This is a genomic window from Pseudomonas sp. FP603 (assembly GCF_030687415.1).
GTDB classification, from domain to species: Bacteria; Pseudomonadota; Gammaproteobacteria; order Pseudomonadales; family Pseudomonadaceae; genus Aquipseudomonas; species Aquipseudomonas wuhanensis.
In genome coordinates this window covers 3561330-3579242 of record NZ_CP117431.1, presented here as the reverse complement: position 1 = coordinate 3579242, position 17913 = coordinate 3561330, and the positions used below count along the sequence as shown (strand labels likewise).

Here is a 17913-nt window from a genome sequence, read left to right as displayed (position 1 = left end):
CACTCTTCCTCAGAGGTTTTGCATGACACTCAGTCCTTTTGCGGGCAAACCGGCACCGGCAGAACTGTTGGTCGACATCCCGCGACTGGTAACGGCCTATTACACCGGCCAGCCCGATGCAGCCATTTCTACCCAGCGCGTCGCCTTCGGCACGTCCGGACACCGAGGTAGCTCGTTCGACCTGAGTTTCAACGAATGGCACGTTCTGGCCATCAGCCAAGCGATCTGCCTGTACCGCGAAGCCCAGGGCATCAACGGTCCGCTGTCCGTCGGGATTGACACCCACGCGCTGTCCACGCCAGCCGGTGCCAGCGCCCTGGAAGTCCTGGCGGCGAACGGCGTGACAGTGATGATCGCCGAAGGAGACGAGTACACGCCGACGCCGGCCATTTCCCACGCGATTCTTTGCTACAACCGTGGGCGCACCTCGGGCCTGGCGGACGGCATTGTCATCACGCCGTCCCACAACCCGCCACAAAGCGGTGGCTACAAGTACAACCCTACCAACGGCGGCCCGGCCGATACCCACATCACCAAGTGGATCGAAGCCAAGGCCAACGAGTTGCTGGCGGCCAAACTCGCTGGCGTCAAACGCATCAGCTACGAGCAGGCCCTGAAGGCCAGCACCACCCATCGCCACGATTACCTCAACACCTATGTCGCCGACCTGATCAACGTGATCGATTTCGACGCCATCCGCGATGCGAAGCTGCGTCTGGGTGTCGATCCGCTGGGCGGAGCAGGCGTGCGCTACTGGTCGGCGATTGCCGAGCACTATCGCCTGGACCTGGAGGTGGTGAATAAACAGGTTGATGCGACATTCCGTTTCATGACCGTCGACTGGGACGGGCAGATCCGCATGGACCCATCGTCCAGCCACGCCATGCAAGGCCTGATCGGTCTGAAAGAGCGTTTCGACGTGGCTTTTGCCTGTGACCCGGATCACGACCGCCATGGCATCGTGACTCCGTCCGGTGGTTTGCTGGCCCCCAACAGCTACCTCGCGGTGTCGATCGATTACCTGTTCCAGAACCGCCCACAGTGGCGCGCCGATGCGGCCGTGGGCAAAACCGTGGTTAGCAGTGGCTTGATCGATCGCGTTGCCAAACGTCTGGGTCGCCGTCTGTACGAAGTGCCGGTCGGCTTCAAATGGTTTGCCGACGGTCTGTTCGACGGTTCCCTCGGTTTTGGCGGTGAAGAAAGTGCTGGCGCATCGTTCCTGCGCAAGGACGGCAGTGTCTGGTGCACCGACAAGGACGGCTTGATTCCAGCTTTGCTGGCCGCCGAAATGACCGCTCGCACGGGCCGTGACCCTAGCCAGGCCTATCGCGCATTGACCGATGAACTGGGCGAACCTTTCTCGGTACGGGTCGATGCCAAGGCAAACCCTGAACAGAAAGCGCTGCTGAGCAAATTGTCGCCGGACCAGGTCACCTCGACTCAACTGCCGGGCGAAGCGATCCAGAGCATCCTCAGCCATGCACCGGGTAACGACCAGGCTATTGGCGGTCTGAAAGTCATGACAGAGAACGGTTGGTTCGCGGCGCGTCCGTCGGGTACTGAGGATATCTACAAGATCTACGCGGAAAGCTTTGTCAGTGACGACCACCTGAAGCAGTTGGTAGCGGAAGCTCAGACCTTGGTGGACGGCGCGATTTCTGCGAAGTGATTGAGGGCCCCATCGCGGGCAAGCCCGCTCCCACAAGGATTGCGCTAAACCTGTGGGAGCGGGCTTGCCCGCGATGGCGTCAGTACAGTCACTAACATTTAAGAAAAAAGGGGCAACCATCAACGGTCGCCCCTTTTTTTGTCCTGCGTTTACCCCATCAAGCCACATCCACCAACACGATTTCACTGTCCTCAATCGCGGTCACGCGCAACACCTGCTCATCGGCGATCGCAACACCGTCTCGAGCTTGTGCACGCAAGCCATTGACTTCAATGACGCCGGTGGCTGGAACCAGGTAAGCACGACGGCCGCTGTCCAGGTGATACTCCGCGCACTCACCAGCCTTCAGGTTCGCCGCCACCAGACGCGCATCGGCGCGAATGTGCAGGCTTTGATCGTCGCCGGCCTTGCCGCTGGCGAGGGTCACGAAACCTTCGCGCTCGCCTTTGGGGAACGGCTTGGCACCCCACGACGGTGCCGAACCGGCTTCGTTGGGAATGATCCAGATCTGAAAGATCCGGGTCTCGGTGGCTTCCAGGTTGTACTCACTGTGAGCGATCCCGGTGCCGGCGCTCATGACCTGAACGTCGCCCGCTTCGGTGCGGCCCTTGTTGCCGAGGTTGTCCTGGTGGGTGATCGCGCCTTCACGAACGTAGGTGATGATTTCCATGTCGCGGTGCGGGTGTTGCGGGAACCCGGTGCCGGGGGCAATCACGTCATCGTTCCACACCCGCAGGTTGCCCCAGTTCATGCGTTTGGGGTCGTAGTACTCGGCGAACGAAAAGTGGTGATGGGCATCCAACCAGCCATGGTGCGCGCCGCCGAGCGAGTTGAAGGGTCTGAGTTCAAGCATGATCGTCTCCTGAAAAGGTTCGTCATGGGGCAGAGCGTCTGAGCCACAAACGAGAACCGGTGGTTGATGGCGAGCATCATCTATCAGGCACTCATCGATAAAAAGCGTAAAAAATGCCTCAATACAATCGAATTAGTTGATATCAAATAACCTCGAAACATTCTCACCCAGCCTTCACTTCATCGTATAAGCCAATGACCTGTAAGCATTTCACTAGAACTCAACGGCAAATGCAGACACCATAGCCCTCAACAGCCTCACACTCTGGAGTCCGTCAGCGTGCCGCAACACACCCCCGATCTTCCCCCCGAACTTCGTCCCTTGGCCGAGATGCCTTTGTTCAAGCGCCTGGCCGCCCGGTTCTTTGGCCATGGCCTTACCCGCCTGCGCGCGCAACATCGTGCTTCCTGGTTGCACGGGCAAGCCGACGGTTTTCGCAGCGGCCACAGCGCCGGTGTGGAGTACGGCTATAAGGAAGGCAAACTCGAGGGGTTGGAGGAAGGTCGGCAGGTTCTATTGATTCGCGACTCGCGCTCAACCGAGCATCGACCGCCCAATGTCGATAACAATCTGTTCGACGATTGGCGCCTGCCATTGAGTGCTGAGCTGAAGAAGCGCATGAAGGCCGACGTGGCGCGGCTGCTGCCAGCGCATGCCCAGCCAAGTACTGCCCAATGGAAGATGATTTTCAGCGACACACCGTCGACCTCGGTGATCGCCGGGGCGGGCGCGGGCAAGTCGACTACCCTGGTGTTGCGAATTCTGCTGCTCAGTCATTACCTGGGGTTTGAGCTGAGCTCGATGACCGTGGTGACTTTCACCCGCGAATCGCGCAAGGACTTCATCAACAAGCTGATCGAACTGTTTGCAGTCTGGGGCCGGGGAATCAGCCTTAAAGAAGCGCGCGACCTGGTGCGCACTTTTCACTCGCGCATTCTGCCGATGGTCCGTAGCCTGCCAGGTTTCGAGCGGCTGCAAGCCTTCGAAAACCTCAGTCACCGCGTGCAAGGCGGCGATGAGGAGGTCGACAGCAACCCCTTCGACCTGCGCATCAACGACGCTCAGCGTCAGCAACTCAATGCCTGTTATCACAGCCTGCACAATCGCGATGAGCGCTTTCGCGAATTGATCAAACCTCTGTCTCGTCATGCCTTGCAGCTCAAGGAGCTGGAGCGTGATCACCCGGACGTGCAGAAACGCATGGCGGTGACTGAGCTCGCCGCCAAGCGCGATGAAGAACTGTGCGACACAATCGAAGACTTGTGGTTTCGCGCCGGTGCCTGGCCGATCAAGGGCATCGAACCGAATCGTCAGACCTTCGACATTAATGGCGCGACCTTCCATTGCCACGGCTACATTCCGACGCTGGACGCCTGGGTGGTGCTGGGTTTCGATCCCCGGGAAAATCCCCAGGTCAGCCGTCCGAATGCCAAGCTTTCAGTGCGCGCAGAATGGGCGGTGAAGCGTACCTTGTTTCAAGCTTTCTGTCGTAAGCCTTTGATATGGCTAGATAGTTATGAGTCTTCAAAGCGTGTTTTGGCATCGCTTGCCGGAGACGCCAGCGCCGGACCGGGCTTCGATTACAAGGTCAAGGGCGAGCTCGGCTCCGCGCCGTTGCTGGACTGTTTTGTCGCGGCGGCCGGGTTCATTGAAAACCTCGGCCTGGATGTGCCCAATGCCGTGGGCCAGATGAGTTTCGCCAAGGATGACCCGGACCGGTTTTTCTTCGAGGCGTTGAGCCTGTTCTGGCGAGCGCTGGAAGATCATCTGCTGGATCAATCGCCCCCGGTGATGACCTACAACCGGATGTTCGCCTTGTTCAGCGAACATTCGCCGGAGAATCTCAAGCTGCTGAGCGATGAGCTGCTCAGGCCCATGTCGCACTTGATGATCGACGAGTTTCAGGACGTGTCGCCGCAGATCGTTTCGTGGATTCGCGCCAGCCTGACGGAGATCCGCAGTCGCGGACCGGCCATGCATGTGGGGCGCGGCGCGCAACGATCGTCATTGCTTTGTGTCGGTGATGACTGGCAGTCCATTTATGGCTGGCGCGGCAGTTCGCCGACTTACTTCATGGAGTTCAACAAGGAATTCCCGTCGCCAAGCACGACCAAAGTGATGCTCAGCGACAATTACCGCAGCCATCAGCACATCATCGACGCGGCGGAGCATATTGTCCGCGCGGCACCGGCGATCGCTGGCAAGAAAGCCAAGGCCAGTGGTGAACCCAAGGCACTGCTGCCGGTGAATGTGCTCGACCGGGATGACCAGGGCATGGCCCAGCGCCTGACCGAGCACTACAGAATGGGCGATTCAATCTTGATGCTTTATCGAAAAAGCAGCGATAAGTCATTGATAGAAGAGCATATTCAGTCTGTAGTTAATGTGGATTCTAGCTTGCCGTATGAGGCGCGACGGCTCAAACAACTGACCTATCACAGCGCCAAGGGCCTGCAGGCTGATGCGGTGTTTCTGCTGGGCGATTGCCAGCACCTGACCAGTTCACCTTACAAGAACCAGGTCTATCGCATGGCCGGACTCGGTAAGGCTGGCGACAGTGAAGCTTACGACAGCGCACAGAAAGACGAGATCTTGCGGCTGGCCTACGTGGGCATCACCCGGGCAGTGAGCCATTGCTACTGGTATGTCGATGGCCAGGATGCCTCGGCTGCGAATATGCCCAAGGCCTCCGACCGGATCGGCAAGGGCAAGGCGTTCTTCGCAGATCACCGCCAGGGAAAAGTGCCTGCATGAAACCGGGAACTCTCAGGTAGCGGCGTTCAGGCGACGACGTTACCGACTGGCTACGAAAAGTTGCGGGGCGCGCAATCCCGGCCTATGGTCCAAGGCGAGGCTTTGCTTGCGACTGGCGCGCAATGATTCGCCGCAGGTCGCTGTCCATCCAGTGCGGATACATGCAGCGAGGTGACGACATGCCGAACGACTCCCGTCCCGCCGTGCTCGAACTGATCGGCAACACGCCGCTGGTGCGCGTCAGCCGCTTCGATACCGGTCCGTGCACGCTGTTTCTCAAACTCGAATCGCAGAACCCCGGTGGCTCGATCAAGGATCGTATCGGTCTGGCAATGATCGATGCCGCCGAGCGCGATGGCCGCCTGCGCCCCGGTGGCACCATCGTCGAGGCCACCGCTGGCAACACCGGTCTGGGCCTGGCCCTGGTCGGCCGAGCCAAGGGTTATCGGGTGGTGTTGGTGGTGCCGGACAAGATGTCCACCGAGAAGGTCCTGCACCTCAAGGCGATGGGCGCGGAAGTGCACATCACCCGCTCCGACGTCGGCAAGGGCCATCCCGATTATTACCAGGACGTCGCTGCGCGGTTGGCGCAGGATATTCCCGACGCCTTCTTCGCTGATCAATTCAACAACCCGGCCAACCCGCTGGCCCACGAGTGCAGTACCGCTCCGGAAATCTGGGCGCAGACTCAGCATGATGTGGATGCCATCGTGGTCGGCGTCGGTTCGGCTGGCACGCTGACCGGGCTGACCCGTTTCTTCCAGCGCGTACAACCGAACCTGGAAATGGTGCTGGCCGATCCGGTCGGTTCGGTGATGGCCGAATACAGCCGCAGCGGCACCCTTGGTACGCCCGGTTCCTGGGCGGTGGAGGGCATTGGCGAAGACTTCATTCCATCAATTGCCGACCTGTCCAGCGTGCGTAAGGCCTATTCGATCAGCGACGAAGAAAGCTTCGATCATGCCCGCCAACTGCTGCGCGCCGAAGGCATTCTCGGCGGCTCCTCGACCGGCACATTGCTCGCTGCGGCACTGCGTTACTGCCGCGAACAAACCGAGCCGAAGCGGGTGGTCAGTTTTGTCTGCGACACCGGCACCCGCTACCTGTCGAAGGTCTACAACGACCAGTGGATGAACGATCAGGGGCTGCTTGCGCGCAAGCGTTACGGTGATTTGCGTGACCTGATCGCGCGGCGTTTCGAAGATGGCCGGGTGGTCAGCGTGGGCCCGGACGACACGCTGCTCACCGCTTTCCAGCGCATGCGTCTGGCGGATGTGTCGCAACTGCCGGTGCTGGTGGATGGGCAGCGGCTGGTCGGGGTCATCGACGAGTCCGATATTCTGTTTGGCGTGCATGAAGACGCTACGCATTTTCGCATGACCGTGACCAGCGCGATGACCGACAAGCTCGAAACCCTGCCTCCCGGCGCCAGTCTTGCTGAGCTGGAGGCGGTGCTCGACCGTGGGCTGGTGGCGATCATCGCCGACACCTCGGGCTTCCATGGCCTGATTACCCGCGTCGACATGCTCAATCACTTGCGGAGGTCCCTGGCATGAGTCAGCACGATGAAAGCACCGCGCCACGGGGCTTTGCCACCCGTGTGATCCATGCCGGACAAACACCGGACCCGACCACCGGGGCGTTGATGCCACCGATTTACGCCAACTCCACCTATGCGCAGCAGAGCCCCGGTGTGCACAAGGGCTTCGACTACGGGCGTTCGCACAACCCGACGCGCTTTGCGTTGGAGCGTTGCGTGGCGGACCTCGAGGGTGGTACCCAGGCTTTCGCCTTCGCTTCCGGGCTGGCGGCGATCGCCAACGTGCTCGAACTGCTCGACGCCGGCGCCCACATCGTCTCTGGTAATGACTTGTACGGCGGTACATTCCGGCTGTTCGACAAGGTGCGTCAGCGCAGTGCCGGGCATCGCTTCAGCTTCGTCGATCTGACTGATCTGGCGACCTTCGAAGCAGCGCTTGAGGATGACACGCGGATGGTCTGGGTCGAGACGCCGAGCAATCCTTTGCTGAGCCTCACTGACCTCGCCGCCGTCGCGCGCACCTGTCGCGAGCGAGGCATCATTTGTGTGGCCGACAACACGTTCGCCAGCCCGTGGATACAGCGCCCTCTGGAGTTGGGCTTCGATATCGTGCTGCACTCGACGACCAAGTACCTGAACGGTCATTCCGACGTGATCGGCGGTATCGCGGTGGTCGGGCAGAACGCTGGACTGGCCGAGCGCCTGGGTTTTCTGCAGAACGCAGTGGGGGCTATCGCCGGGCCGTTCGACGCGTTCCTCACGTTGCGCGGGGTTAAGACCCTGGCGCTGCGCATGGAGCGCCACTGCAGTAACGCGCTGGAGCTGGCGCAATGGCTGGAGCGTCAGCCGCAGGTGGCGCGCGTCTACTATCCGGGCCTGCCATCGCACCCGCAGCACGAACTGGCGCGGCGGCAAATGCGTGGGTTCGGCGGGATGATTTCCCTCGACCTGAACTGCGACCTGGCTGGCGCCAAGCGTTTCCTCGAAAGTGTGCGGATCTTCGCTCTGGCCGAGAGCTTGGGCGGGGTGGAAAGCCTGATCGAGCACCCGGCGATCATGACCCATGCCAGCATCCCCGCAGAAACCCGGGCACAACTCGGCATTGGCGATGCGCTGGTGCGCTTGTCAGTGGGTGTCGAGGATGTCGAAGACCTGCGCGCCGATCTGGCGCAGGCGCTGATGCAGATTGGTTAAACGCAATCAATGTGGGAGCGGGCTTGCTCGCGAAGAGGGAGTGTCAGTAAACATTAATGTTGCCTGACACACTGCATTCGCGAGCAAGCCCGCTCCCACAGGTTTTGTGGAACGCCAACCATCAGGCATAACTCCTGAGGGCCTCCGGAGGAATGAACGCCTCCAGCTCATCTTCCACGGCTTCAATGATTCGTTCTACATCCGCCGCATTCATGACCGTTGCGCAAGGAATGCCGGCAATGGCGATCATGGTTTCGCCACTGGCGCGGTCGAACAGCCGGGCAACCATACTGCCCGGTGCATCCATGGTCGCTTCGAAACCCATGGGATGAAAATGCCAGCGCATCAGCTGGCAGGCATTTGGAAAAGTGACTTTGCTGAAGGAGCCTTTATTCATGTGTTGCCCACCTTATTCATCGAGCGCTTCCTTTAGCTCATGTTAGGAGGGAAGAACCTTCAATGGCTCAACCGGTGACTGTCTTTAAAAGTAGCATCCAGATGTGAAAGTCATGTGATTTTTTCAGGCCGTTTAGCGATTGGTTCATTTTTTTTTGACGCAGATCACGAGACACCGATTTTGTGGCGAAGGGCCAATATTGCCGGGGCATTCCACGGGGCCATTGAAGCCCTGCGAGAACTTCGGCAAGCTCGGTTTTTTCTCGTCGAGTCCTTTATGCCCGCCGATGATGATGGTCGGTTGCAAACCCAGGCCACGGGCGAGACGGTCCAGCCCTTCACCGCCGCGAAGGGTGATGCGGTACTGAATGAGCGCCGTGTCGCCGTCCAGGCGAATACGGTCCGAATGCTCCAGGGCTTCATCCGGATCGCGAGGCATGCTGTCGCGCACATACTCGCCAATCCCTGTGCCCACGCACTAGGATCGACGCCATCGAAGGTTTGAGTGGCGGAGTCTTGCATGTCAGCGTGGCGCACGATCAGTTTGTGGATGGACCAACTCGACGAGCCATTGCTGGCGCGCCCGCCGCTGGAGCAGGATCTGGGCGTCGACGTGGCCATCATTGGCGCCGGGTACACCGGGCTCTGGACCGCGTATTACCTCAAGCGCCTGGCGCCGGGGCTGAACATTGCCATCGTCGAGGCAAACATCGCGGGTTTTGGTGCGTCGGGCCGCAACGGCGGTTGGTTGATGGGCAATCTGCTGGGCGAAGATCGCTTGCTCGCCGATTTACCGGCCGAACAACGCCGCGCCTCTTTCGAACTGCTCCACAGCATCCCTGATGAAGTAGAGAACGTCCTCGAACGAGAAGGCATTGACTGTGATTATCGCAAGGGCGGGGCGCTTTACTGCGCGGCGCGTTACCCGGAGCAGGAAGCCAGTCTGCGTGGTTATCTGGATGGGCTCCACTGCCAAGGGCTGACCGAACACGACTACCGCTGGCTCAGTCCCGAGCAATTGGCGCAGCAGATCAGAATTGCCAAACCTTATGGCGGTATCTATGCACCGCACGTCGCGACCATTCACCCGGCAAAGTTGGTCCGAGGTCTGGCTCGGACGGTGGAGCGCATGGGGGTCAACATCTATGAGAACAGCCCCGTCACTCAATGGCAGTCGGGCAGTTTGCGTACAGCCAAGGCTCAGGTTCGCGGCCGCTGGATCGTGCCAGCGGTAGAAGGTTACGCAGCCACATTGCCACCGCTGGACCGTTATCAGTTGCCGGTCCAGAGTTTGCTGGTGGCGACCGAACCGCTGTCCGCCGCGACCTGGGACGAAATCGGCCTCAGTCGCGGGCAAGCCTTTAGCGAAAGCAGCCGCCAAGTTACCTATGGCCAGCGTACGGCGGATAACCGCTTGGTGTTCGGTGCCCGTGGCGGCTATCAATTTGCTGGCAAGTTGCGCCATGACTTCGGCCTGACCACTCGCGAAATAGAGTTGCGGCGCTACCTGTTCGGCGAACTCTTCCCGCAACTCAAGAACGTACGAATCACCCACGCCTGGGGCGGCAACCTGGGCATGTCCCGGCGCTTCAAGCCGCACATGCTCTGCGATCGAGCCAGCGGCATCGCCTTGTCGGGCGGTTATGGCGGGGAGGGCGTCGGAGCCAGCAACCTCGGCGGGCGGACGCTGGCCGATATGATTCTTCAGCGCGATACCGAGCTGGTGCGCCAGCCGTGGGTGATTGCTCAGGGCGGTCTTGACGCGCTCAAGGCTTGGGAGCCCGAACCCTGCCGCTGGTTGGGCTACAACGCGATCATCCGCAGCTTCGTCCACGAAGACCAGACCCTGGCCAACCCGGCCACCGCGCCCTGGCGTCACAAACTGGCCAGTCGGGTCGCGGGGTTCATGGAAGGGTTCATGCACTGAACGGCGACGCTCTGATGTAGCCCGTCCCAACATCCGGGAAGCCGTGCGCAAGACTTACGTTTTGATTTTTTGATCCATTGATTGCCTGCCAACAAAAAAAGCCCATACAGGAATCGACTCCAGCCGTTGTTCACGAACGGGTCGATTTTTACCGATTGGCAAATGGGAAGACTGGTTGCTCAGCAATTGCATCTGGCACAGGAGGAACGCTGGGCGGATTTTCTGACTTGGGTGGTGATGCCAGACCATATGCACTGTTTGGTACAAATTCGGGATAAAACGCTGGCCGAGTTGATGTGCCGAATCAAATCCCGTAGCAGTCTGGCCGTTAATCAGGCGCTAGGGCGAAGCGGGCGTTTGTGGCAGAAGGGCTATCACGATCGAGCAGTTCGGCGGGAGGAGGACGCGAAAAATCTTGCTCGATATGTCGTTGCCAATCCCATTCGGGCGGGACTGGTAGCAGCTGCCGAAGGCTGCGTTCGGCTGCGCAGCAGTCGTGAAAATGATCCATCCAATAGAAGTTAGAGTTGATAGCAATACACTGGCACTTATATTAATAGGGCCTGGAAAATGAGAGCTCATCTACAAAAAGCAACTTGGCCATATTTAATATTTAGATAGCATATTGTCAGACAATCCGGCTAAAACCTTCAACTAAAAACTATATTTCGACAGCGCACGCACTGTTTACTGGAGTTCGCCGGAACCGCTCAATTTGACGTCAAAAAAAATGTAGACGTTTGATTTCGAATTGTGTCAGTTTTTATACGCCTTCATTGGGCGAGTGATAGGACGATCTCGCCAGAGATTGTCGTATCGGACAAAAACTGTTCCATTGCTAAACAAGGAAGTGTGTTTATGTCGAAAGTTAAAGACAACGCTATTGATCTTGCCGAACAGGGCTTTGCGCCATTCCAAGCGCTGGCTGCACCCAGTTCCGCCTACAACCAGATCGATAGTTTCAGCCATCAATATGATCGGGGTGGCAATCTCACGGTCAATGGCAAACCCTCCTTCTCCGTCGACGAGGCAGCTACCCAACTGCTGCGTGACGGCGCTGCCTACCAGGACAAGGACGGCAGCGGCAAAATCGAACTCACCTATACGTTCCTGACCTCGGCTTCGTCGAGCACCATGAACAAGCACGGCATTACCGGGTTCAGCCAGTTCAATACGCAGCAGAAAGCCCAGGCCGTGCTCGCCATGCAATCCTGGGCCGACGTGGCCAATGTCACCTTCACCGAAAAGTCGTTTGGCGGCGACGGTCACATGACCTTCGGTAACTACAGTGGTGGTCAGGATGGCGCGGCAGCATTTGCCTATCTGCCTGGCACGGGTCCAGGTTATGACGGTACTTCATGGTATCTGACGGGCAGTGGCTATAACGTCAACAAGACGCCAGACCTGAACAACTACGGTCGTCAGACCCTGACCCATGAAATCGGTCATTCCCTGGGCCTGGCTCACCCTGGCGACTACAACGCCGGTGAAGGTGCACCGACCTACAATGACGCGACCTACGGCGAAGACACCCGCGGTTACAGCCTCATGAGTTACTGGAGCGAAAGCAATACCGACCAGAACTTCAGCAAGGGCGGTGTGGAAGCCTATGCGTCCGGCCCGCTGATGGACGATATCGCCGCCATTCAGAAACTCTACGGTGCCAACACCACCACCCGTACCGGTGACACCACCTACGGCTTCAACTCCAACGCCGGTCGCGACTTCCTGAGCGCGTCTTCGTCGTCGGACAAAGTCGTGTTCTCGGTCTGGGATGCGGGCGGCAAGGACACCCTGGACTTCTCCGGATTTACCCAAAACCAGAAGATCAACCTCAATGAAGCCTCGTTCTCCGACGTTGGCGGCATGGTGGGCAATGTGTCCATCGCCAAGGGTGTCACCGTCGAGAACGCGATTGGCGGTTCGGGTAGCGACCTGCTGATCGGTAACAGCGTGGCCAACGAGTTGAAGGGTGGTGCCGGCAACGACATCCTGTTCGGCGCGGGCGGTGCGGACAAACTGTGGGGCGGCTCGGGCTCGGACACCTTTGTGTTCGCGGCCAGCAGCGACTCCAAGCCAGGTACTGTCGACCAGATCCTCGATTTTGTCAGTGGCCTGGACAAGATCGACCTGACCGGCATCACCAAGGGCGCGGGCCTGCACTTTGTGAACTCGTTCACCGGTGCGGCAGGCGATGCGGTATTGACCACTTCGGGCGGCAACAGCCTGTTGTCGGTGGACTTCTCCGGGCACGGCATGGCTGACTTCCTGGTCAGCACCGTTGGCCAGGCAGCGTTCTCGGACATCGTGGCCTGATTCAAGGCAAAAAGGCGGGTGGCGCTTGATGCGCCACTCTCTGCCCCGATCCAGAGTAAAACGCCCTATGATCCAGAACGCTTTTACCTGCAAAGCAACCGCGTGGCTGTTGGCGACGCTGATGATGTTTCTTGGAGATGTAGCCATGGCACGCAGTCTGAAACTAGCCGATCCGTCGGAACTCGCCGGGAAATGGCAGGCCATCTTGAATACCGCGCAAGACTCGCCCGAGTCCCAAGCGCTGCAGGACAAGCCGTCGAATGTCTGCTCGATCGAGCTCAAATTGAACCAGACCCTGGGTGAGGGGGCCGACTGCCTAGGCGCCTGGCTGAACGAGTCGGCGATTGGCTGGTTCCCGGAACCGGATGGCATTGCCGTGACCGGTAAAGAAGGCTCAAGAATTGTGTTTTTCAGCCGACAGCATGAGGGGCTTTATAAAAGCACCTTGAAGTCAGGTCTGATCATTACGCTCGAGCGCGCAGCGCAGTAAGTGAACAATGCCGGACCGACACCAGGCGCTGAATATAAAGCTCGTTATTGCCGTTATAAGCAGCCGTTCAATAACCGGAGCTCTTTGAAGAACACAAAGAGTTGTTATTAATGTGCAAGCGATAACCGGCAAAAGAACGTCTCGGCCATGTGCGGACAGTTAATTGGAACCTCGCCAAGTAAGGCGAGGATTAATACCTCAGGAAAAACCAATGAAGATGGCGAAGAGCCCGGCCACCGCACCGTTATTCAAGGCACTGGGCGACTATAAAAGCATCCTGATCAGCGTCGGATGTTTCACCGCACTGATTAATGTGCTGATGTTGGTCCCGTCGATTTACATGCTTCAGGTCTATGACCGGGTACTGTCTTCGCAAAACGAAACCACACTGGCGATGTTGTCGTTGATGGTGGTCGGGTTTTTCGCTTTCATCGGTCTGCTGGAAATCGTGCGCAGCTTCATTGTCATCCGTATCGGCAGCCAGTTGGAACGTCGTTTCAACCTGCGGGTGTATCAAGCCGCTTTCGAGCGCAACCTGTTCAAGGGCGAGGGCAATGCGGGGCAATCCTTGGGCGACCTGACCCATATTCGCCAATTCGTCACCGGCCCGGCGCTGTTTGCCTTCTTCGACGCACCGTGGTTTCCGGTCTATTTGTTTGTGATCTTTCTATTCAACGTCTGGCTCGGTGTATTGGCCACCGCAGGCGCGGTGCTGCTGATCGGGCTGGCCTGCCTCAACGAGGCGATGACCAAAAAGCCCTTGGGCGAAGCAGCAGGGTTCTCCCAGAAATCCAGCCAACTGGCCACCAGTCATCTGCATAACGCCGAAACCATTCAGGCCATGGGCATGCTCGGCGCGTTGCGCAAGCGCTGGTTTGCGGTGCACTCGCGTTTTCTCGGCTTGCAGAATCAGGCCAGCGACACCGGCGCGGTCATCAGTTCCCTGAGCAAAACCCTGCGCCTGTGCCTGCAATCCCTGGTGCTGGGGCTGGGCGCCTTGCTGGTGATCCAGGGTGACATGACCGCCGGGATGATGATCGCAGGTTCCATCCTGATGGGCCGGGTACTGAGCCCCATCGATCAGTTGATCGCCGTGTGGAAACAGTGGAGCGGCGCCAAGCTCGCTTACCGCCGTCTCGACGCCTTGCTGCAAGCCTATCCACCGACTGAAGAGGCGATGGTGTTGCCGGCGCCGAAAGGTCAGATCACGTTCGAACAAGTCAGCGCCGGCCCGCCAGGGCAACGGGCTGCGACCTTGCACATGGTCAATTTCAACCTGGGCGCCGGGGAAGTGCTCGGTGTGCTCGGGGCGTCTGGCTCTGGCAAGTCGACTCTGGCCCGAGTGCTGGTTGGTGTCTGGCCGACGCTCGGCGGCACGGTGCGCCTCGACGGCGCGGACATTCATCGCTGGAACCGCGACGACCTCGGCCCCTACATCGGTTATCTGCCCCAGGACATCGAATTGTTCAGCGGCAGCATCGCCGAAAACATCGCCCGATTCCGTGAGGCGGATCCGCAAAAAGTCGTCGAAGCCGCGCAACAGGCTGGCGTTCATGAACTGATCCTGCGCATGCCGCAAGGGTACGACACTGTGCTTGGCGAGGACGGCAGCGGCTTGTCCGGTGGCCAGAAGCAACGTGTGGCCCTGGCTCGCGCGCTGTACGGCAATCCGAGTCTGGTGGTGCTGGATGAACCGAACTCCAACCTCGACACCGTTGGCGAAGCGGCATTGGCCGGCGCCATCGCGCACATGAAGGCCCGGGGCACCAGCGTGATTCTGGTCACCCATCGCTCTTCAGCCCTGGCCCAGGCCGACAAGTTGCTGGTGCTCAACGAAGGTCGTTTGCAGGCCTTCGGCCCAAGCCAGGAAGTGCTCAAGGCGCTGGCCGGTAACCCGTCCGGCGCCCAGGAACAACAACGTGAAAAACCTGCGCAAGCACCGGGCGGGCTCAGCATGAGCCGGCAGTATCAGCCCACGACAAGGAATCCGTGTGTATGAGCAGCACACGCATGAACGACGACAGCGAAGCGACCATGGAACACGACTACATCGTTGAACGCCCTGAGCGCGACGCGCGTTTCTTCGCTCGCATGGGCTGGATTCTGGCGATTGTCGGTGCTGGCAGTTTTTTCACGTGGGCGAGTCTCGCGCCGCTCGATCAAGGTATTCCGGTGCAGGGGACCGTGGTGGTCTCGGGCAAGCGCAAAGCCGTGCAATCGATGAGCAGCGGCGTAGTCAGCCAGATTCTGGTGCGCGAAGGCCAAGTGGTGAAGCAAGGCCAGCCGCTGTTCCGCCTCGACCAGACCCAGGTCGCGGCCGACGTGCAATCGCTGCAAGCGCAATACCGCATGGCGTGGGCCAGCCTGGCGCGCTGGCAGAGTGAACGGGATAACCTCAAGCAGGTGAATTTCCCCGCCGAACTGAGCAACGATCCTGACCCGCGTCTGGCCTTGGTGCTCGAAGGCCAACGGCAATTGTTCAGCAGCCGTCGCGAAGCCTTTTCCCGGGAACAAGCCGCCCTGCGCGCGAACATCGAAGGCGCCAGCGCGCAACTGGCCGGCATGCGCCGCGCGCGCACCGACCTGACGGCCCAGGCCAGTTCCCTGCAACAACAGCTGAGCAATCTTCAGCCCCTGGCGGACAACGGCTACATCCCGCGCAACCGCTTGATGGATTACCAGCGTCAGTTGTCGCAAGTGCAGCAACAGCTGGCAGAGAACACCGGCGAAAGCGGCCGCGTGGAGCAGGGCATCCTTGAATCCCGTCTGAAACTGCAACAGCACAGCGAGGAATACCAGAAGGAAGTCCGCAGCCAACTGGCCGACGCGCAGCTCAAAAGCGTGACCCTGGAAGAGCAACTGACTTCCGCCGGCTTCGACTTGCAACACAGCGAAATCATCGCCACCGCCGACGGCATCGCCGTCAACCTCGGGGTTCATACCGAAGGCGCCGTGGTGCGTCAGGGCGACACGCTGCTGGAGATCGTCCCGCAAGGCACCCGTCTGGAAGTGGAAGGGCACTTGCCGATCAACCTGATCGACAAGGTCGACACGCACTTGCCGGTGGACATCCTGTTCACCGCGTTCAACCAGAGCCGTACCCCGCGAGTCCCCGGCGAAGTCAGCCTGATCTCCGCCGACCAGATGGTCGATGAGAAAACCGGTGTGCCGTATTACGTGCTGCGCAGCAGCGTCAGTGACCAGGCCATGGAAAAACTCAACGGTTTGGTGATCAAACCCGGTATGCCGGCAGAAATGTTCGTGCGCACCGGTGAACGTTCACTCCTCAACTATTTGTTCAAGCCGCTGCTCGACCGGGCAGGCTCCGCGTTGACCGAGGAATAAGGATGTTCGGCTGTATGAATAAGTTTTCCCTGCTCGCAGCGACCCTGGCGTTGCTGACGTGCAACAGCGCGATGGCCATGGGGCCCTTCGACATCTATGAGCAAGCGTTACGCAATGATCCGGTGTTCCTCGGCGCTATCAAGGAGCGCGATGCAGGCCTTGAAAACCGTGCCATCGGCCGCGCCGGGCTGCTGCCCAGGATTGGTTACAACTACAACAAGGGGCGTAACTCCTCCGAGGTCAAATACCTCAACGATCGCGGTAACAGACAAACGGATGATCGCAACTACAGCAGTTACGGCTCGACCTTGACCTTGCAACAGCCGTTGCTCGACTACGAGGCTTATGCGGCGTACCGCAAGGGCGTGGCGCAATCGCTGTTCGCCGACGAAAACTTTCGTGGCAAGAGCCAGGAACTGCTGGTTCGCGTGCTGGAGAATTACACCAAGGCGCTGTTCGCTCAGGACCAGATCGACATCGCGCGAGCCAAGAAAAAAGCCTTCGAGCAGCAGTTTCAGCAGAACGAGCAGATGTTCCGCCAAGGGGAGGGCACGCGCACCGATATCCTCGAAGCCGAGTCACGTTACGAGCTGGCCACCGCCGAGGAAATCGAGGCTCGGGACGAACAGGATGCGGCCCTGCGCGAGCTCGGTGCACTGATTGGCGTGCCGGCTATCGACATTGGTGACCTGACACCACTGGATCAGAACTTCCAGACCTTCACCCTGCAACCGGCCAATTACGACACCTGGCACGAGATGGCGGTGGCCAATAACCCGAACCTGGCCTCCCAACGCCAGGCGGTGGAAGTGGCGCGCTACGAGGTTGAACGCAACCGCGCCGGCCACCTGCCAAGAGTCAGCGCCTACGCCTCGGTACGCCAGAACGAATCGGAAAGCGGCAATACCTATAACCAGCGCTATGACACCAACACCATCGGCATTGAAGTCAACGTGCCGCTGTATGCCGGTGGCGGGGTCTCGGCCTCGACCCGTCAGGCCAGCCGCACCATGGAACAGGCCGAGTACGAGCTGGATGGCAAGACCCGGGAAACCTTGATCCAGTTGCGCCGTCAGTTCAGCGCCTGTCTGTCGGGGGTCAATAAATTGCGGGCATATCAGAAGGCGTTGACGTCGGCCGAAGCGCTAGTGGTCTCGACCAAGCAGAGCATTTTGGGCGGCGAACGGGTCAACCTCGATGCGTTGAATGCCGAACAACAACTGTTTACCACCCGCCGGGATCTGGCCCAGGCGCGTTATGACTATTTGATGGCCTGGACCAAATTGCACTACTACGCCGGCACCTTGAACGAACAGGATTTGGCCAAGGTGGATGAGGCGTTCGGCCAGGGCCCGAAAGCTCAGTAGCGGTTAGAACATTGTGGCGAGGGCGCTTGCTCCCGTTCGGTTGCGCAGCAACCGCCATTGGG

Annotated in this window: 13 protein-coding genes and 1 pseudogene; 11 read left to right on the top strand and 3 right to left on the bottom strand. The window is 59.4% G+C overall.

Annotated features, from left to right (window positions below):
- Positions 1-22 precede the first annotated feature (22 nt).
- The gene (gene pgm / locus PSH65_RS16500) at positions 23-1669 is read left to right on the top strand and encodes a phosphoglucomutase (alpha-D-glucose-1,6-bisphosphate-dependent) (protein WP_305421296.1); all 1647 of its coding nucleotides are present in this window, start codon (positions 23-25) and stop codon (positions 1667-1669) included.
- A gap of 157 nt (positions 1670-1826) precedes the next feature.
- On the opposite strand, the gene PSH65_RS16495 is transcribed toward pgm, so the two are convergent.
- The gene (locus tag PSH65_RS16495; RefSeq protein ID WP_305421294.1) at positions 1827-2522 is read right to left on the bottom strand and encodes a pirin family protein; all 696 of its coding nucleotides are present in this window, start codon (positions 2520-2522) and stop codon (positions 1827-1829) included.
- Between the two features lie 279 nt (positions 2523-2801).
- Between PSH65_RS16495 and PSH65_RS16490 the strand changes: the two genes are divergently transcribed.
- The 3 genes from PSH65_RS16490 to PSH65_RS16480 all read left to right on the top strand — a co-directional run bounded on the left by PSH65_RS16490 (position 2802) and on the right by PSH65_RS16480 (position 8010).
- Positions 2802-5276, top strand: coding sequence for a UvrD-helicase domain-containing protein (locus PSH65_RS16490; protein ID WP_305421292.1), 2475 nt, complete (start codon positions 2802-2804; stop codon positions 5274-5276).
- 179 nt (positions 5277-5455) lie between these two features.
- Positions 5456-6832 carry a cystathionine beta-synthase gene (locus PSH65_RS16485; protein ID WP_305421290.1) on the top strand — a complete coding sequence of 459 codons (1377 nt, stop codon included), beginning with the start codon at positions 5456-5458 and terminating at the stop codon, positions 6830-6832.
- Positions 6829-8010, top strand: coding sequence for a cystathionine gamma-synthase (locus PSH65_RS16480; protein ID WP_305421287.1), 1182 nt, complete (start codon positions 6829-6831; stop codon positions 8008-8010). The genes PSH65_RS16485 and PSH65_RS16480 overlap by 4 nt, the downstream gene beginning before the upstream one ends.
- 121 nt (positions 8011-8131) lie before the next feature.
- On the opposite strand, the gene PSH65_RS16475 is transcribed toward PSH65_RS16480, so the two are convergent.
- Together PSH65_RS16475 and PSH65_RS16470 are read right to left on the bottom strand one after the other, a co-directional pair.
- Positions 8132-8407 (bottom strand): DUF1652 domain-containing protein, encoded by a 276-nt coding sequence (locus PSH65_RS16475; RefSeq protein WP_007896200.1) that lies wholly within the window; start codon positions 8405-8407, stop codon positions 8132-8134.
- 330 nt (positions 8408-8737) lie between these two features.
- A pseudogene (locus PSH65_RS16470) lies at positions 8738-8863 on the bottom strand (DUF4440 domain-containing protein); the annotation flags it as partial.
- 63 nt (positions 8864-8926) lie between these two features.
- Here PSH65_RS16470 and PSH65_RS16465 point away from each other — a divergent pair.
- The 7 genes from PSH65_RS16465 to PSH65_RS16435 all read left to right on the top strand — a co-directional run bounded on the left by PSH65_RS16465 (position 8927) and on the right by PSH65_RS16435 (position 17851).
- Positions 8927-10333, top strand: a complete 1407-nt coding sequence (locus PSH65_RS16465) for an FAD-binding oxidoreductase (RefSeq protein ID WP_305421285.1) — start codon at positions 8927-8929, stop codon at positions 10331-10333.
- Between the two features lie 81 nt (positions 10334-10414).
- The gene (locus PSH65_RS16460) at positions 10415-10858 is read left to right on the top strand and encodes a transposase (RefSeq protein WP_370694647.1); all 444 of its coding nucleotides are present in this window, start codon (positions 10415-10417) and stop codon (positions 10856-10858) included.
- Positions 10859-11191: 333 nt separating this feature from the next.
- Entirely contained in the window at positions 11192-12649 is a 1458-nt protein-coding gene (locus PSH65_RS16455) for a serralysin family metalloprotease (RefSeq protein ID WP_305421283.1), read from the top strand.
- A 67-nt stretch (positions 12650-12716) separates the two neighbouring features.
- Complete coding sequence (locus PSH65_RS16450) at positions 12717-13139, top strand: AprI/Inh family metalloprotease inhibitor (protein ID WP_305421281.1); 423 nt, start codon at positions 12717-12719, stop codon at positions 13137-13139.
- A 211-nt stretch (positions 13140-13350) separates the two neighbouring features.
- Positions 13351-15138 carry a type I secretion system permease/ATPase gene (locus PSH65_RS16445; protein ID WP_305421279.1) on the top strand — a complete coding sequence of 596 codons (1788 nt, stop codon included), beginning with the start codon at positions 13351-13353 and terminating at the stop codon, positions 15136-15138.
- Positions 15135-16484, top strand: coding sequence for an HlyD family type I secretion periplasmic adaptor subunit (locus PSH65_RS16440; RefSeq protein ID WP_305421277.1), 1350 nt, complete (start codon positions 15135-15137; stop codon positions 16482-16484). The genes PSH65_RS16445 and PSH65_RS16440 overlap by 4 nt, the downstream gene beginning before the upstream one ends.
- Positions 16485-16486: 2 nt before the next feature.
- Complete coding sequence (locus PSH65_RS16435) at positions 16487-17851, top strand: TolC family outer membrane protein (protein ID WP_305421276.1); 1365 nt, start codon at positions 16487-16489, stop codon at positions 17849-17851.
- The last annotated feature ends 62 nt before the right edge of the window (positions 17852-17913 follow it).

Bases quoted from the DNA above. Each gene is read 5' to 3' on its own strand.
- PSH65_RS16485 (WP_305421290.1), top strand. From the start codon at position 5,456: ATGCCGAACGACTCCCGTCCCGCCGTGCTCGAACTGATCGGCAACACG.
- PSH65_RS16445 (WP_305421279.1), top strand. From the start codon at position 13,351: ATGAAGATGGCGAAGAGCCCGGCCACCGCACCGTTATTCAAGGCACTG.
- PSH65_RS16475 (WP_007896200.1), bottom strand. From the start codon at position 8,407: ATGAATAAAGGCTCCTTCAGCAAAGTCACTTTTCCAAATGCCTGCCAG.
- PSH65_RS16480 (WP_305421287.1), top strand. From the start codon at position 6,829: ATGAGTCAGCACGATGAAAGCACCGCGCCACGGGGCTTTGCCACCCGT.
- PSH65_RS16435 (WP_305421276.1), top strand. From the start codon at position 16,487: ATGTTCGGCTGTATGAATAAGTTTTCCCTGCTCGCAGCGACCCTGGCG.
- pgm (WP_305421296.1), top strand. From the start codon at position 23: ATGACACTCAGTCCTTTTGCGGGCAAACCGGCACCGGCAGAACTGTTG.
- PSH65_RS16440 (WP_305421277.1), top strand. From the start codon at position 15,135: ATGAGCAGCACACGCATGAACGACGACAGCGAAGCGACCATGGAACAC.
- PSH65_RS16495 (WP_305421294.1), bottom strand. From the start codon at position 2,522: ATGCTTGAACTCAGACCCTTCAACTCGCTCGGCGGCGCGCACCATGGC.
- PSH65_RS16450 (WP_305421281.1), top strand. From the start codon at position 12,717: ATGATCCAGAACGCTTTTACCTGCAAAGCAACCGCGTGGCTGTTGGCG.
- PSH65_RS16455 (WP_305421283.1), top strand. From the start codon at position 11,192: ATGTCGAAAGTTAAAGACAACGCTATTGATCTTGCCGAACAGGGCTTT.
- PSH65_RS16465 (WP_305421285.1), top strand. From the start codon at position 8,927: ATGTCAGCGTGGCGCACGATCAGTTTGTGGATGGACCAACTCGACGAG.